General features: G+C 45.1%; 19 protein-coding genes. 13 read left to right on the plus strand and 6 right to left on the minus strand.

Features of this window, described 5'->3' with window-relative positions:
• Positions 1 to 10 precede the first annotated feature (10 nt).
• From khpA to FFM82_RS05495, 6 genes are all read left to right on the plus strand, one after another.
• The gene (gene khpA, locus FFM82_RS05470; RefSeq protein WP_137644862.1) at positions 11 to 268 is read left to right on the plus strand and encodes an RNA-binding protein KhpA; all 258 of its coding nucleotides are present in this window, start codon (positions 11 to 13) and stop codon (positions 266 to 268) included.
• 76 nt (positions 269 to 344) lie between these two features.
• Positions 345 to 869 carry a ribosome maturation factor RimM gene (rimM, locus tag FFM82_RS05475; protein ID WP_137644863.1) on the plus strand — a complete coding sequence of 175 codons (525 nt, stop codon included), beginning with the start codon at positions 345 to 347 and terminating at the stop codon, positions 867 to 869.
• Entirely contained in the window at positions 869 to 1,615 is a 747-nt protein-coding gene (gene trmD, locus FFM82_RS05480; protein WP_137644864.1) for a tRNA (guanosine(37)-N1)-methyltransferase TrmD, read from the plus strand. The genes rimM and trmD overlap by 1 nt, the downstream gene beginning before the upstream one ends.
• 131 nt (positions 1,616 to 1,746) lie before the next feature.
• Positions 1,747 to 2,103, plus strand: a complete 357-nt coding sequence (gene rplS / locus FFM82_RS05485) for a 50S ribosomal protein L19 (protein ID WP_137644865.1) — start codon at positions 1,747 to 1,749, stop codon at positions 2,101 to 2,103.
• A 151-nt stretch (positions 2,104 to 2,254) separates the two neighbouring features.
• Positions 2,255 to 2,485 (plus strand): type II toxin-antitoxin system RelB family antitoxin, encoded by a 231-nt coding sequence (gene relB, locus FFM82_RS05490; RefSeq protein ID WP_137644866.1) that lies wholly within the window; start codon positions 2,255 to 2,257, stop codon positions 2,483 to 2,485.
• The gene (locus tag FFM82_RS05495; protein ID WP_137644867.1) at positions 2,482 to 2,751 is read left to right on the plus strand and encodes a type II toxin-antitoxin system RelE family toxin; all 270 of its coding nucleotides are present in this window, start codon (positions 2,482 to 2,484) and stop codon (positions 2,749 to 2,751) included. Before relB ends, FFM82_RS05495 begins: the two co-directional genes overlap by 4 nt.
• Before the next feature lie 116 nt (positions 2,752 to 2,867).
• Here the strand turns inward: FFM82_RS05495 and FFM82_RS05500 are convergent, their stop codons facing one another.
• The 3 genes from FFM82_RS05500 to FFM82_RS05510 are packed head-to-tail and all read right to left on the minus strand — an operon-like array spanning position 2,868 to position 4,852.
• The gene (locus FFM82_RS05500; protein ID WP_137644868.1) at positions 2,868 to 3,242 is read right to left on the minus strand and encodes a hypothetical protein; all 375 of its coding nucleotides are present in this window, start codon (positions 3,240 to 3,242) and stop codon (positions 2,868 to 2,870) included.
• A complete protein-coding gene (locus FFM82_RS05505; RefSeq protein ID WP_137644869.1) occupies positions 3,235 to 3,555 on the minus strand; it encodes an acetyl-CoA carboxylase in 321 nt (106 codons plus the stop codon). The genes FFM82_RS05500 and FFM82_RS05505 overlap by 8 nt, the downstream gene beginning before the upstream one ends.
• Positions 3,548 to 4,852: a Y-family DNA polymerase gene (locus FFM82_RS05510; RefSeq protein WP_137644870.1), complete on the minus strand. Its 1,305-nt coding sequence runs from the start codon at positions 4,850 to 4,852 to the stop codon at positions 3,548 to 3,550. Before FFM82_RS05510 ends, FFM82_RS05505 begins: the two co-directional genes overlap by 8 nt.
• Before the next feature lie 481 nt (positions 4,853 to 5,333).
• On the opposite strand from FFM82_RS05510, the gene FFM82_RS05515 reads away from it, so the two are divergent.
• The 6 genes from FFM82_RS05515 (at position 5,334) to FFM82_RS05540 (ending at position 12,274) form a co-directional block, all read left to right on the plus strand.
• Positions 5,334 to 6,197, plus strand: a complete 864-nt coding sequence (locus FFM82_RS05515; RefSeq protein ID WP_137644871.1) for an SIR2 family NAD-dependent protein deacylase — start codon at positions 5,334 to 5,336, stop codon at positions 6,195 to 6,197.
• A complete protein-coding gene (locus tag FFM82_RS05520) occupies positions 6,190 to 7,515 on the plus strand; it encodes a cupin domain-containing protein (protein WP_137644872.1) in 1,326 nt (441 codons plus the stop codon). Before FFM82_RS05515 ends, FFM82_RS05520 begins: the two co-directional genes overlap by 8 nt.
• Positions 7,516 to 7,517: 2 nt before the next feature.
• Positions 7,518 to 8,102, plus strand: coding sequence for a TetR/AcrR family transcriptional regulator (locus FFM82_RS05525; RefSeq protein WP_137644873.1), 585 nt, complete (start codon positions 7,518 to 7,520; stop codon positions 8,100 to 8,102).
• Entirely contained in the window at positions 8,099 to 9,520 is a 1,422-nt protein-coding gene (locus tag FFM82_RS05530) for an MFS transporter (protein WP_137644874.1), read from the plus strand. The genes FFM82_RS05525 and FFM82_RS05530 overlap by 4 nt, the downstream gene beginning before the upstream one ends.
• Positions 9,513 to 10,727, plus strand: a complete 1,215-nt coding sequence (locus FFM82_RS05535; RefSeq protein ID WP_225425626.1) for an MFS transporter — start codon at positions 9,513 to 9,515, stop codon at positions 10,725 to 10,727. Before FFM82_RS05530 ends, FFM82_RS05535 begins: the two co-directional genes overlap by 8 nt.
• Positions 10,728 to 10,831: 104 nt before the next feature.
• On the plus strand, positions 10,832 to 12,274 hold the full coding sequence (locus FFM82_RS05540) for a nicotinate phosphoribosyltransferase (RefSeq protein ID WP_137644875.1): 1,443 nt from the start codon (positions 10,832 to 10,834) through the stop codon (positions 12,272 to 12,274).
• A gap of 194 nt (positions 12,275 to 12,468) precedes the next feature.
• Here FFM82_RS05540 and FFM82_RS05545 read toward each other — a convergent pair whose 3' ends face one another.
• From FFM82_RS05545 to FFM82_RS13730, 3 genes are read right to left on the minus strand one after another with little or no spacing between them, the layout of a single operon-like run.
• Entirely contained in the window at positions 12,469 to 12,948 is a 480-nt protein-coding gene (locus tag FFM82_RS05545; protein WP_225425629.1) for a GyrI-like domain-containing protein, read from the minus strand.
• Between the two features lie 3 nt (positions 12,949 to 12,951).
• A complete protein-coding gene (locus tag FFM82_RS13870; protein WP_263854481.1) occupies positions 12,952 to 13,086 on the minus strand; it encodes a hypothetical protein in 135 nt (44 codons plus the stop codon).
• Between the two features lie 43 nt (positions 13,087 to 13,129).
• Positions 13,130 to 13,303 (minus strand): hypothetical protein, encoded by a 174-nt coding sequence (locus FFM82_RS13730; protein WP_225425627.1) that lies wholly within the window; start codon positions 13,301 to 13,303, stop codon positions 13,130 to 13,132.
• Positions 13,304 to 13,567: 264 nt separating this feature from the next.
• Here FFM82_RS13730 and FFM82_RS05550 point away from each other — a divergent pair, with 264 nt between their 5' ends.
• Positions 13,568 to 14,821 (plus strand): hypothetical protein, encoded by a 1,254-nt coding sequence (locus FFM82_RS05550; protein WP_137644876.1) that lies wholly within the window; start codon positions 13,568 to 13,570, stop codon positions 14,819 to 14,821.
• Position 14,822 lies beyond the last annotated feature (1 nt).

Below are 14,822 nucleotides of genomic sequence, written 5' to 3' on the forward strand. Positions count from 1 at the left end.
GTAATAGATCATGGCAGATATTAAAGCTTTAATCACCACGGTCGTGACCCCGTTAGTCCAACATCCTGACGATATTGCAGTTGATTTCAAGGAGACCCAACGGTACCTTGAATATAACTTAACGGTTAATCCGGAAGATATCGGTCGCGTGATTGGTCGGCAGGGTAAGGTCGCTTCGGCGATTCGAACGATCGTGTATAGTGTCCGAGTTTCAGGACCTAAACGCGTCCGGCTTACGATCGAAGACGGACAGAAAAAAAACTCTTGAGCGAAGCAGGAATGTTTTGTTTAAGAGCTTTTTTATTAGCACAAAACGTTAGCATGATTTTTACAGGAGGCAAGCAATGGAATATTACCGGATTGGCACGCTCGTTAACACACATGGTATCCGTGGAGAAGTTAAGGTTGTGGTCATCACTGATTTTCCGGAACAACGGTTCAAAGTTGGTCAGTCGGTGACCCTGTTCAAGGACCCGACGACCAATACGAACGGCGTTCCGCTCGTTATCAGTAAAGCGCGCCAACAAAAGGGGCTCTTTTTCCTGACATTTAAAGGGCTCGATAACATTAACGACGTGGAGCAGTATAAGGGCTGGACGATTAAAATCGCCGAGGACGCGCTGCACGCCTTACCAGCGGGCGAATATTACTACTACCAAATCATCGGCTTAAAGGTCGTGACGGTCGATGGGCAGGAATTAGGGACCATCAAGGAGATCCTGTCACCGGGTGCCAACGATGTTTGGGTCGTCCAACGCGGGCTCGGTCAAAGCGACGTGTTACTACCTAAGATTCCGCAGGTGATCAAGCAAGTTGATCTGGAAGCCGGCGTTGTGACGGTTGAACTGATGGAAGGGTTGATTGATTAATGCAAATTGACATTTTAAGCCTCTTTCCAGAAATGTTTACCGGTCCGTTACACACTTCGATGATTGGCAACGCCGTTGAAAATGGCAAAATTAACGTGGACGTGACTAATTTCCGTGATTTTACGACCGATAAGCATAACCACGTTGATGATTACCCTTACGGTGGTGGGGCGGGGATGCTCCTGCAACCCCAACCGATTTTCGACGCCTTAGCGGCCGTTCAGGACAAGCACCCCGAGCCGGGGCGGGTCATCTTGTTAGACCCAGCGGGCGTGCAGTTTGACCAGCACGTGGCCGAGGACTTTGCTAAGGAAGACCACCTGACCTTTATTTGTGGGCATTACGAGGGCTATGACGAGCGGATTCGCTCACTTGTGACGGACGAAGTCTCACTGGGCGACTACGTGTTAACCGGCGGCGAACTCGGCGCGATGGTGATGATCGATGCCACCGTGCGGTTGATTCCCGGAGTACTCGGGAACGCCGAATCGGCCCCCGGCGATTCGTTTTCCAGTGGCCTATTGGAATACCCACAATACACCCGCCCAGCCGATTTTCGCGGGATGAAGGTACCGGACGTGCTTCTCAGCGGCGACCACGGAAAGGTCGATGACTGGCGCTTAGAACAGGCCTTGAAGCGCACTTATGACCGGCGCCCCGACCTATTAAAGGGGTTAGAACTTTCGGGGAAGGCCCGCCAAATGTTGGCGGATATTAAGGCTGACCAGCAGGGTTACCCGCAATAATCGAGTTAAAATTAAAAAAAGCTTGCATCCGTTGTAAGTGATATGTTACTCTATTCATTGGCTATTGTGCCCATTAACGATGTTCCGCTGGCCAGGTTGTCACGAATGTCGGCGAAAGGAAGAAACAAATTATGCGTCAAAACAAATTGATCGAAAAGATCACTAACGACCAACTCCGTACGGACATCCCTGATTTCCGTGCCGGTGATACGGTCCGCGTTCATGCTCGCGTTGTCGAAGGTACTCGCGAACGGATCCAATTATTCGAAGGTGTCGTAATCAAGCGTCACGGTTCAGGTATCAGCGAAACCTATACTGTTCGTAAGATCAGTAACGGTGTCGGTGTTGAACGGACTTTCCCATTACACACACCTCGGGTTGCTGCCATTGACGTTGTTCGTCAAGGTCGGGTTCGTCGTGCCAAGCTTTACTACTTACGTAACTTACATGGTAAGGCTGCTCGTATCCCAGAACGTCGGCGTGGCTAAATCACAACGATTATGGCTTAAGTGTTCAGCTTGAGCGAAAACGGCCAACCAATTTTGGTTGGCCGTTTTTTTGCGTTGGACGGACACCGTTAAAATTGCTTATTTTCAGTTTTTGTATTACTATGTATTACAAAACCATGGGGGTGATTCGATGGCAATGATTACAATTCGCGTATCCGATGCTGAAAAAGACTGGCTCCAATATATGGCTGATTTTCACGGTTTAACGTTATCCGATTTGGTTAAGAAGTATTCGATGGCGCAACTAGAGGATGAGTATGATTTACAAACGGCTGAAATTGCGCATAAGCGTTTCGTCGAGAGTGGTGAACAAACGGTTTCGATGCGGAAAATTATGAAAGAATTTGGTGGGCTGGATTGAGTTATCGGCTAGAATTCACTAAAGAAGTTCAACGAGCTTTACGTAAAATGGACCGCCACCAAGCAACGTTAATTGTTCGTTGGTTGTACTTGCACGTTGACGGAATAGAAGATCCACGTTCAATGGGGAAAGGGTTAACGGCCAATCGTTCTGGTCAATGGCGTTATCGAATCGGTAATTACCGTGTTATTTGTGAGATTCAGGATGAGCAATTGATTGTAGTAGCAATTAATATTGGTCATCGGCGTAACGTGTATGATCGGTAGATATGTCACGATTGGGTAATCCCCTAAATAGATTAAAACAGAAAATTTAAAGCGACCACCGTTTACTTGGAAATCTTCGGGTAAACGGTGGTCGCTTAACTTGTTTTAGCAGGTCTTTACTGGGCACGTTGAACGTTACGAATCTGATCCAGACTAACGAAAGTCGAGCCGTTAAGCACGATATTGGTTGCATTGTAACCGCTGACCGTGCCGATTAGGTCGGGATAGAAGTGACCGTTGCGGTCCAGTGTGGCTAGCTGAATTTTGACGCGGTAGCCCTGCGCAAAGGCGTCGGCTAAAATAACGGTTCGGGCGCTCAACGGCTGAACGGGGCGTCCCTGGATGACGGTGCGCTCACGGGCCCGCACCTTATTGAGGGCGCTAGTATGGTCACTAAGAAAGAACCCTTGCCACTTAACGATACCGCGGTCGTGGTAATCATGCTCGAAGAAACGGTTGACGGCCGCCATGTCGAACTCGTCCTTATTCATAATGGTTCTTGACCCTTTCAATCAACCGTTGTGAGTCGGGCCACAGCTGACCACTGAACCCTTCGAATTCAATGGTCAGCTGGGTATGGGTCCGTAGATCGCCCAGCACTTTTTCTAAGTAACTTAAGTCATAGGTTGCGATGGTGTGTAGCGGAACCGATTTTAGGCGCTCGTATTTGCGTTGGCTATTGAAGAAAACGTTATAGCTGTGATCGTAATGGTCGTTGACCACTTGAAGCCAGTACTTGGTCCGTGCAAGTCGCTTGAATAGTAAGTCCATGCGCTGGCAAATGACTTTGGCATCGTTAGTCATAAGCGTTCCCCCCGTTGTGACCACCAACTAAGTTAGCCCGCTGTACGGCCGTACCACCCTTTAATAGGCTGCTGCCATAAATTAATTTGGTAAAGCCGAAGCGTTGGCGGATGTTATCGACAACGCGGTTGATCTGGGCGTCTTTTAACTGGCGGGTAGGTTGCTGAAATAAATTAAGTTGTAAGCCGCTATCCGTAGCCAGTTTTGACGTGTACAGGGCCACGTTACGAACCGCTTGCCCGTCCCATAGCTGTTCGAACAGGTAGACGGCTTGGCGAGTCAGCTCCTGATTATCGTTAGTGGGTGGGATGGTCAGCGACTTATGAAAGCCACCGTGACCGTCCTGTTCAGCGGCGGCGTAACTAAACCCAATGCTCAGGACTAAGCAGCCGGCCTGCTTGTGATGATGACGTAACCGACTGGCGACTTGTTCGGCAATTTCACGGATGACCAACGTAATTTCTTGGCGACTCCGGTAATCCCGTGGTAGGACCTGTGAATTCCCGATACTGGCTTCCTTGGGCTTAAACTGCGTGTGCAGGTCACTGCGGTCAACGCCCCAAGCAATGGCGTAAAGCTGAAGACCCATCACGCCAAATTCCTTTTTAATCCGGTAAGGGTTGGCGTGTGCCAAGTCATACATGTTATGGATGCCAATCCGGGCGAGCCGCTTTGCCGTTCGCTTGCCAATGCTCCAGACGTCGGTGAGATTGGGAATGGTCCAAATCATTGCGGGAACCGTTTCGTAGTGGATCTCCGCAATAAAGTCGGCGTTGTGCTTCGCGTAAAGGTCGAGCGCAATTTTGGCCTGCACAGGGGTGTCGCCGATGCCAACGGTGGTGTAGAGCCCCAGTTCAGCGCGCACCGTTTCCTGAATGCGGCGGGCCACGGCCTTAGGACTATCACCAAATAAGTGCCAGGAGTGGGTCAAATCGAGAATCGATTCATCAATGCTATAGGGGAGTAAGTCCTCTTCCGCAACGAAACGGGTAAAAATCTGGTTAATTTGTAAGTTCCGTTTGATGTAAAGGTTCATCCGTGGTGGGACGACGACTAGCCGCGGGTCTTGTGGTAAATCCCGTTGACGGGACACGTTTGCCTTTAAGTGAAACAAGCGCTTGGCCTCGGGCGAAGTCGCCAAAATCAAGCCGCCGTTGGTGTTTTTCTGTTCACTAAGGACGACCAGCGGCACTTTGAGCGGGTTAAGGCCCCGCATTGTGCATTCGACACTACTGTAAAATGATTTGTTATCGATTAAAAAGTAGACACCATGTGGTTCGTGGTCAATAAAAGACATGGCGCACACCTCCGTTGATCATAGATTTCCTGAATGGCTTTAGTTTAACATAAAAATGCGAACATGTGTTCTTTTTGGACGAAAATTATTGTTGCTACGTCGTCACTGACACACTGGTGGGTGACTAAGATTATTAAAGGTGGCACGCATAACCACCACTTTCCAATACAATTGCCAGAACATTTTGAATGGTTAATAGGTAGTTTACTTCTTACGATGCGGACGAACGGATTTTTCATTAAGATGGGGGGAAAACTATCATTAAATCTGAACACAGGGTCTTCCATGAACTCAACACGGGTTAGCCAGTCAAGCTGATTTAGGTCAGAAAATACATAAATTACGTGACAAAATCGCTTATCTGTCCATAAACCTCCAGACTGTAACGAAGTGTGCTTTAATTGAAAATTTAATCGTATTAGAATTCAAAACATTAAGACGACACGTTGTACATTAAAAAGTCATTGAAGAGGAGATTATTATGGATCAGAAAATAGAACAATTAGTTCAACAGGTTAAAGCGGCCGATGCAATTCTTATCGGCGGTGGGAGTGGCATGTCAAACGCTGCCGGAATGAATTTTTGGTACGAAGCAAGTCCACTGTTTTTAAAGTATATGCGTTATTTTCATGATAAATATCATTTTGAAGGCGTCTTTAATGGTTATTACAGTCATTTTGACTCACCGGAAGAACGGTGGGCGTTGAATATTATGGCTTGGGATATGATTTTTAATATTCCACCGCAAAAACCAACGTATGACTATTTAAAGACGGTTATTGGTCACAAGCCGGTTCACGTCGTTACGACCAATCAAGACGGGCTGTTTAAAAAGTTCTTTCCGGAAGAGCAGGTCAGTGAAATTCAGGGATCCGATTATTTTTTGCAAAGTAAGAATCCGGTAACCGATAAAAGTTTGTATGACACCCAAAAAATCGTTAAGGACCTATTACCGAAAATAAAAAATAACCGGTTACCCAGAGAGTATTTCCCTAAGAGTAAAGTCGATGGTTCGCCGTTAATCGTATGGGCACGGGGGCCTGAATTTCTAGAGGACAAACGTTATCACGATGAATATAAAAAAATGAACAAGTTTCTTGGTCAGCACAAAAATGAAAATATTTTGTTTTTAGAGATGGGGGTTGGCCGGATGACACCGATGTTTATTCAGGAGCCGTTTTGGGAAATGACGCATTATATGACTCGTTCCCATTACGTTAATATCAATCCAAAAGATGCCATTACGAACCCGGAAATTCAAGATCGTTCACTTTTAATTAGTGAGGATATCAACGAAGTATTAAAAGAAGCAGCTGCAGTCATTAATGGAGGTCAAAATGCTTAAATCAATTCAAACCGCACAACAATGGGTCAAAGATAGTGATGCAGTTTTAATCACCGCAAGTAACGGCTTTTCGATTACCGAGGGCTTAAATCTTTTCGCCACGGACGATAAGTTACATGAAGTCTTGGGTGGGTTGGAACAAACGTACCATCTGCAAAACTTATTAGCAGCGATTAGCTATGACTATCCGAATGAATTAGACAAGTGGCGGGTATACGCACGAATTACCGAATACTATGCTGGGCATTATCAACCCGGAGCAGTCATGAACGGACTTAAGGCAATCATTGGCGACCGGCCGTACTTTATCTGGACTTCAAACATTGATCATCACTTTGTTTTAGCCGGGCTCGATAATTTACTAGAACTGGAAGGTAACTGGCTGGAAGGAATTTGTAGCAGTCATCCTAAAGAACATGGTACCTACAATTTAAAAGAACAATTGCATCAGATTTATCTTAAAGACCAACAAGGGACCTTACAAGAAACCGATATTCCTAAATGTGATCAATGTGGGGCCCCGTTGACCTTTAACATGGCTGGTCAAGACTTTCAAATGAATCAAGATCAGGTCGCCGCCTTTGGTAACTTTGTACAGCGTTATCAGGATAAACGTTTATTGATTCTCGAACTGGGAATTGGCCCTCAGAATCAGATGATTAAAGCCCCAAGTATGCAATTAGTAGCGGGCGCTGAAAATAGTCGCTACATCACCATCAATAAGGGCCAGCTCAACATCCCGACCGTCATTGCCGACCGTTCAATTGGCTTTTCTTCCAGTATCTTAGATGCTTTTGAAGAATTAAAAACTGGTAAGGATTTGGGAATCGAAATTGAGGGCCCGGCAAAGGCGCAACCTAAGCTGACGCCTGAACAGCAAAAGGCCCAAAATGAAACCATAAAATTATTTTTCCCTTCATACATAGTGATGCACGGCATTCGACCTGGTGAATTGACGATGTATTTAACAACCGATTCCCAGCATCAATCCCACTTTCACTTGGTTGAACAGGACCAAACCTGGATGTATTCGTTAGGTGACGCCACGGTTGCCCATTGTTTTACGCGAGATGGCAAGTATTATCGCGTGCACCTCGGACTAGATAAGTCTAAAAAGCAGGTCCATGGATTCTATATTGAAGCGGGAACCGTAGTTGCGTTTGAAAGTTTAGAAGATAGCGGCGCTGGTTTTGCTCAAATTAGTGGCAGCTTTCCGGAAAATGCTAGTAATGAAATCTTGATTCCTAAGAAGGAAAATTTGAAAAAGGGCTTTCCACAATATCAAGAAATGATCGAGCGCCTTGCGGTAGGTGATTAAAAATGAGTCGGCATAAAAAAATGGACCGTCGAACCAGATACACCATCGAAATGATCAAAGAAGCTTTTTTAACACTGGTTAATCAAGACCCCTTCGTTAAAATTACGATTAGTGAAATCTGTCGAACCGCCGATATTACCCGGTCAACTTTTTACCTTCACTTTAGTTCCATAACCGATTTACTTAATGAAGTCATTGACGACGCACTCCATTTATCTTGCAGTTCTAAGGTGATCGAACGGGAATATCTCAAGAAAAATGAATCGCTATTACCGGTTTGCCAGCGCGTTGGTGACTCGCCTAAGTACCGGCACCTATTAATGGATCCTGACTTAAGTGAGTATATCGTTGGCCGAATCAAAGCCCATGAACACCAATACGTTGTTCCGGAAATTATCAGGAAAACCAATCTACCAAAAGACGTTGCCGAGTCTTTGTTTACCTACATGATTTACGGATCATTTGCGGTAAATCGGCTGCACCATTTTTCAAAGGATGCCGACTGGCAACGAGATATGGAGATATTAAATCAGTTTACCGACGCTGGGTATAACAGCTTTGGTATTGGTGGGGGCGCATCAAATTGACTAAAAAATCGGTTGGACTATTAGCAATTACGCTAGTCACCTTAATAACCTCACTAGACGCGTCCATTGTTAACGTTGCGGCGCCCATAATGGCCAAGGACTTAGCGGTTTCAACCAGTATGATCGAATGGGTTATTTCGATTTATTTGATGATTATTGCTGCTTTAATCATGTTTTTTGGTCATTTAGGAGATGTTATTGGTAAGGTTAAAGTTTTTCAACTAGGAACCATCATTTTTACAATTGGATCGTTGTTTGCAGGAATTCGATTAGGATTCGAGGTACTTTTGATTAGTCGGGGTATTCAAGCTATCGGTGCCGCAATGACAATGTCAAATAATTTTGGGATTACGACCGAAATCTTTTCCAAGAAGAATCGGGGACTGGCACTCTCAATCTTGACGACCTTTTTTGCGCTTGGTTTAATCATCGGGCCGTCATTAGGTGGCCTTATCCTGAGTGTCGGGAGCTGGTCCTACTTATTCTGGATCAACGTGCCAATTGGTGGCTTCGCGTTATTGCTTGGGGCTATTACCTTACCACACCGTGCTCCGCGCCAATCCAAAGAAAAACTGGATATTATCGGTGTCGTTATCTTTACTTTACTGATATGTTTATTTTTCTACACCTTAATGCGCATCCAAACGCAGGGGATTTGGACGCGCCGCTTTGCCTTGTCCCTATTAGTTATCTTAGTGCTTACCACGGCATTCATTCAGCGAGAAAAATCAGTAGCAACACCGCTCCTTAATTTGGGTATTTTTAAAAACGCTGATTTTTCAATGGGAGTGGTTGCCGCAATGCTTTCGTTCGTTGTTGGTTTTACGTGTAGCGTTATGATGCCTTACTACTTGATAAATGCTCGGCATTTAAGCACTAGCTTCGCAGGGCTTTTATTGATTGTAATTCCAGTTACTTTGGCCGTGGTTGGCCCGATTGGCGGACTATTAGCTGATAGGTATGGTGGCGAAAGGGTCTCAGCAATTGGGCTGTTTTTCTTAATTATCGCGCAGATTATGATTGTTTCATTTAGTTTAGCGACCCCGCTCTGGTTCTTCGTTGCAATGTCGCTACTTTATGGGATCGGCATGGGACTATTTCAAGCGCCCAATAACACCGTTATCATGACCGCGGTTGAAAAAAGGTTTTTAGGAGTTGCTGGTAGCGTGAACTCGTTTGCCCGGAATTTAGGGATGGAATTAGGCGCTAGCTTAGCCACCGTCACGCTTTATGGTGTGATGAGTTGGCAAGCTGGTCGGAGGATCGGTGATTATCCAGTCAATGATGATCACTTATTTATGATTGGTTTCAAAGCAGCGTTTATGCTCGCACTAGTTGCTGCGACTATCGCTGAAATCATCACAATTACGAGGTATATGAAACATCATTTAAAAAATAATAAGAAATGGATTGATTAGAATTAAATCGTTAAATTATCGCGTACAGGCCACCATTTTAGTTTTTGTCACTTTTATGCTGGGCTGTAATGAATTCATGGTCGTTGGAATACTTTCGGATATTTCAAACGGTCTTAATGTCGCTCAATCGCTGGTTGGATTTCTGGTCACAGCATTTGCCGTTGTGTATGCCCTAAGTACGCCAATCATTAATTTATTGACCAGTAAGTTTAACCATTATTCAACCTTGTTACTCCTAATGGTTGTCTTCTTTGTTGGTAATACGTTGAGTGCAATGTCGTTTAATTACGCTTTCATGTTTGTTTCAAGAATTTTAACGGCTAGTGTCTCGGGAGTGATTGCTTCACTGATGATGACATTTGCTAATGAAATTGCACCACTTGAAAAAAGGGCAGGATTGGTATCAGCCGTATTCGCCGGATCAAGTATTGCTTCGGTCATTGGCGTACCAATCGGTACAATTATTAGCTCGCACTATGGTTGGCGAATGACTTTCATTGTTATATCAGTGATCACGATCTTCTTATTTGTTCTTCAAGCTTTATTTTTACCCAAGCATTCTGAGCAAGTAAGCGGAACAATTAGTGACCAATTAACGATATTAAAAGAGCCCCAAATCATTTGGGGGATTTTATTGGTCGTATTCTCAGCAGCCATCATGTATTCCTACTACACCTATATTCAACCGATTTTAACGACACTTTTAGGGTTTAGTAGCAATAATATTGATTGGCTTTTAGGGTTAATTGGTCTAATGATGGTTATTAGTAACATCCTTGCTGGCGTCTTAGCCAATCACGGTGGCCTCAAGCGGTTACCAATTTTCTACATCCTTGATGCAATAATTTTAGCGGTGTTTCCGTTATTCGTATCGTCGAAAGTAGTCGATTATTTACTGTTACTGGCGATCAGTCTGATTGTGACCCTGCTTAATGCGCCAATTCAACTACACTTTTTAAACGTTGCGGAACAGAAGTATCCCCAATCAATTGTTTTTGCGTCCTCATTTCCGATGATCTTTTTCCAAGTCGGTATTTCGCTTGGCTCTGCCGCGGCTTCACTGTTTATGTCGCCATTAGGCTTAGAAAATATCAGTATTGTTGGTGTCATCTTTTCATTAATCGCACTCGTTGTTTTGATTCTGCTTAATCGTGCAATCAGTCGAAGTCAAAATTATCTTAGTAAAGATGAAAATCGGGGCCATTAATAATGGTGGGTGGCTCTTTATGAATAGTGATTACTTGATGACTTCCACAAAGTATTTAGTGATAAATAATTGCTAGTTTGAAAAGCTGATTAGGAGGTAATCGAATCGTGAAAAGCAATCGCAACCTGACACTGCATACAGATTTATATGAAATTAATATGATTGAAACGTACTGGCGCCAGCGCATTGCCAACCGCAAGGCCGTCTTTGAACTTTACTTTAGGAAGCTGCCGTTTAAAAACGGTTATGCGGTTTTTGCGGGGTTGGCGCGCGTTATTGCGTATTTAGAGCAACTGAAATTCACTAACGATGATTTAGACTATCTAAAGAAAATTGGATATCGAGCTGATTTTTTAAACTATTTAGCTCAATATCAATTTTCAGCAACGGTGCGGTCGGTTCCGGAGGGCGAAATCGTTTTTGCAAATGAACCGCTAATTCAGGTTGAAGGCAACATTGTTGATGCGCAGTTAGTCGAAACGGCGTTCCTAAACTTTGTCAATTATCAGACCTTGATTGCGACAAAAGCAGCTAGAATTAAGACCGTTGCGGGTGATGATCAGTTATTGGAATTTGGATCCCGGAGAGCCCAAGAAACCGACGCGGCTATTTGGGGTGCACGAGCGGCGTACATCAGTGGCTTTGATGCCACTAGTAACGTTAAAGCCGGAGAAAAGTTTGGCATTCCGGTCAGTGGAACGCACGCCCATTCCTTAGTGCAGGCTTTCGGCAGCGATTACGCCGCCTTTAAAGCATACGTAGCAACGCATCGAAACAGTGTTTTCCTAGTTGATACCTATGATACGTTACAAAGTGGGGTACCGGCAGCAATCAAAGTCGCCAAAGAGTTTAAAAATCAAACTAATTTCTTGGGCGTACGGATTGATTCGGGTGACATGGCGGCTTTGTCGAAGCAGGTGCGTCACCAATTAGATCAGGCTGGCTTTTGGTATGCTAAAATTTATGCTTCCAATGACCTAGACGAACGTACTATTCTGAACTTAAAGATGCAGGATGCAAAAATTGATGTTTGGGGAGTGGGCACTAAGTTAATCACCAGCTTTGATCAGCCCGCATTGGGCGGTGTGTATAAGATGGTTGCCATGGAAGACGCGCATGGTCATATGCGGGGGACGCTGAAACTGTCAAATAATGCCGGTAAAATATCGACGCCGGGTAAGAAACAAATTTGGCGGATTACGCGTAAAGATGACGACAAATTTATGGGTGATTACATCGCGACTACCGCGGAAGATCCCCGAACGGCGGGGCAGATTGAATTATTTGATCCGGAACACCCTTACATGAATAAGATTATTCGTGACTTTGAAGCAAGACCACTATTACGTGAAGTCTTTCATCACGGTAAGCTGGCTGATGCGCCGCTAAGCGTAGAAAAAATTCGGCGTTATGCGGCAACGGAACTTCACCGATTATGGCCCGAATATAAGCGACAGTTGAATCCGCAAGAGTATCCCGTTCACTTATCGCGCGAATTATACCAGCAGAAAATCGCGTTGATTAAACGGATTCGGAAAGCATTATAAATTGCGATTGTCTACTCGGTTAACTTGGGAGGACCGTAACGTTTAAATGCTAAAACAAATCGTTACGATTTTGAAATTAAAAAGATGCTAGCAAACACCAAATTACTAGTAACGACAGAAATGAATTAAACGTAGTGTCCCCAAGGTTGACTATCACGGCCAACCTTGGGGACACTTTCGGTACGTTATTGTTTTTAATCAATTTGATACCGCAAAATGGTCTTTAAGTTGTCGGGAGCCACGCGGCGGGCGTCCGATAAGTAAATTTCGCGGTGAACTTTGGAGAGCCGTTTACGACCAGCACTAGCGACTAATGCATCGATTTTATCAAAGCTAGCCGGTTCGTCATCGTAGCGGCCAACGTGTAAGATTTGGGCGCAGTCCATGGCGGGGATGCGTTTAATTTCAAGCTGATCAATTGCCGGTAAGGATTTCTTAGCTTTGACCGCTTGTAAGGCGGGCCGAATTAAGTCATCGGGGACAAAGTCGGGGATACGGATCATAATGTCATAGCTGGACTCGTTTTTGTCTAAGTAAGCGAGTTGTTGACCCTTGGCGGTTAAGGACCAAACCCCTTCCAACGGAAAAACGACGTAATCCGTGAACGCCTGCGTGGTTGCGAACTGCTTGTACGCGTTTTTAATGCCGTACGCCGCCGGGTAGAGGACTTGAATTTTCTAGGCAAATTCGGGACTGTTCGGGTCACCGACGCCCGATAAAGAAATGAATTTTTGGGCCGGGACCGTTAATATCAACGGCTTTTTCACCGTTGCGTAAAGCTCGCGTTCGTTTTTACGCCATTCGTATTTCATACTTGAATCCTCCGTTCAAAAAGGGCCATCGAGTAGCCCCACGTTAAAACCAGTTGGTGGGATCTAAAACGTTTAGGAAAACGTCGAAAAAGTATTCCCAGAAATTCGCGGTTTTCCCGCGTTTCTTAGCCAGAATCGTTCTGACAAACGCCGTCACTACGGAAATTAGTGCGTACAGCAGTAATAAGAGTAAAACGTACTTAAGAATCGTTGCCACCCCCGCAATTATCTTAACGGATTAAATAAAGTGACGCAAACTGACTTGGATAAGGGGAACCTTATCAATGTTAGTTCAACCAATTATTTTAATTATTAAGAAGAATCTCATTTTAAGATAAGAATATCGATTATGAAATCGCTTTACACTTGCGATTAAACGCGAATTGCCGGGCCCCCTCGTAATCAAACCGGAAATCTGGTAGGTTATCATTAAAATATAATTAGAAAGCTAATTATAAAATAATGACATGGAGTGATGCTTATGGTAGCAATTGTCTCGTTAATGGTGGTCATGGGATTCATGATGGTTGGCGAATGGGTTTCGACCCGTTCCAAGGCCTACATTCCCTCAGTCTTCATCACCGCGGTCCTCTTTTTAATCGGCTTTTGGACGATTATTCCTAAGAACATCGTGCCGCAAGCCTCGTTTGGGACCCAGTTTATTGCCATTACCCAAGCCGTCTTACTGGTACATATGGGTACCCTGATGAACCTGAAGCTGTTGTTAAAGCAATGGCGGGCCGTGTTGATTGCACTGGCCGGGGTCGTTGGGACCGTGACCTTGGCGATGGGCATCGGTATCATGCTCTTTAGTTGGCAAACCGTCGTTGCCAGTGTGCCACCGTTGACCGGTGGGCTAGTTGCCGCTTTCTTAATGACGGGTGGTTTAAAGGCGCAAGGGATCGTCACGCTGGCCGCTTACCCGGTTGCGATGTTCGTGATGCACAGTATGCTGGGCTACCCGTTAACCTCGTGGATGTTGAAGCGTGAAAGCAAACGGTTATTAACTAAGTATCACGCGGATCCAAAAGCAGCTTTGGCGGCCGACCCGGCGATTGAAAGTGCGTCTAACCACACTAACGCGCAGGTCACGGCCCACGCCCGTAATAACGAAAGCGCAGTCGTTCCAGAAAAGGTCCTTCCCAAGTTACGGATCCGGCGCTGGAAGATGTCAGATGCTTACGATACGTCAGCCTTTATGATTTTCAAGGTAGCGCTGGTCACGGCGTTAGCCGAATACGTGGCGCAATTGTTAAACGGGACCGTCAACAAGTTCATCGTTTGCTTGATTTTCGGGGTTATCGCCCATCAAATCGGTTTTTTGGAAGATTCTGTTTTACAAAAAGCCGGCGTGTTCCACTGGTTGATGTACGGGCTATTGGCCTACATCTTTTCGAACTTAAACATTGTGAAGGTCAGCATGTTGACCAGCATTTTGGTTCCAATCGTGACGTTGATCATCTTAGGGATTGCCGGGATGTTCATTGCTTCTAGTTTATTAGCCAAACCGCTGGGCTTTAGTCGTGAAATGGCGTTTGCCAGTGCGATGACCGCACTGTTCGGTTTTCCAGCCGATTACATCGTGACCCACGAAGTTGTCGGCATCATGACGACCGATAAAGAAGAACGGAAGTACTTATTAGATAACATGTTGCCTAAGATGTTAGTCGGTGGCTTTGCGACGGTTTCGGTTGCTTCAGTCATCATTGCATCCGTATTCTTGAAATTATTATAGG

Origin of the sequence: Lactiplantibacillus plajomi (genome assembly GCF_005405405.1) — a bacterium.
In the GTDB taxonomy this organism is placed as follows: domain Bacteria; phylum Bacillota; class Bacilli; order Lactobacillales; family Lactobacillaceae; genus Lactiplantibacillus; species Lactiplantibacillus plajomi.

Bases quoted from the DNA above. Each gene is read 5' to 3' on its own strand.
- khpA (WP_137644862.1), top strand. From the start codon at position 11: ATGGCAGATATTAAAGCTTTAATCACCACGGTCGTGACCCCGTTAGTC.
- rimM (WP_137644863.1), top strand. From the start codon at position 345: ATGGAATATTACCGGATTGGCACGCTCGTTAACACACATGGTATCCGT.
- trmD (WP_137644864.1), top strand. From the start codon at position 869: ATGCAAATTGACATTTTAAGCCTCTTTCCAGAAATGTTTACCGGTCCG.
- rplS (WP_137644865.1), top strand. From the start codon at position 1,747: ATGCGTCAAAACAAATTGATCGAAAAGATCACTAACGACCAACTCCGT.
- relB (WP_137644866.1), top strand. From the start codon at position 2,255: ATGGCAATGATTACAATTCGCGTATCCGATGCTGAAAAAGACTGGCTC.
- FFM82_RS05500 (WP_137644868.1), bottom strand. From the start codon at position 3,242: ATGAATAAGGACGAGTTCGACATGGCGGCCGTCAACCGTTTCTTCGAG.
- FFM82_RS05505 (WP_137644869.1), bottom strand. From the start codon at position 3,555: ATGACTAACGATGCCAAAGTCATTTGCCAGCGCATGGACTTACTATTC.
- FFM82_RS05510 (WP_137644870.1), bottom strand. From the start codon at position 4,852: ATGTCTTTTATTGACCACGAACCACATGGTGTCTACTTTTTAATCGAT.
- FFM82_RS05515 (WP_137644871.1), top strand. From the start codon at position 5,334: ATGGATCAGAAAATAGAACAATTAGTTCAACAGGTTAAAGCGGCCGAT.
- FFM82_RS05520 (WP_137644872.1), top strand. From the start codon at position 6,190: ATGCTTAAATCAATTCAAACCGCACAACAATGGGTCAAAGATAGTGAT.
- FFM82_RS05525 (WP_137644873.1), top strand. From the start codon at position 7,518: ATGAGTCGGCATAAAAAAATGGACCGTCGAACCAGATACACCATCGAA.
- FFM82_RS13870 (WP_263854481.1), bottom strand. From the start codon at position 13,086: ATGAAATACGAATGGCGTAAAAACGAACGCGAGCTTTACGCAACGGTG.
- FFM82_RS05550 (WP_137644876.1), top strand. From the start codon at position 13,568: ATGGTAGCAATTGTCTCGTTAATGGTGGTCATGGGATTCATGATGGTT.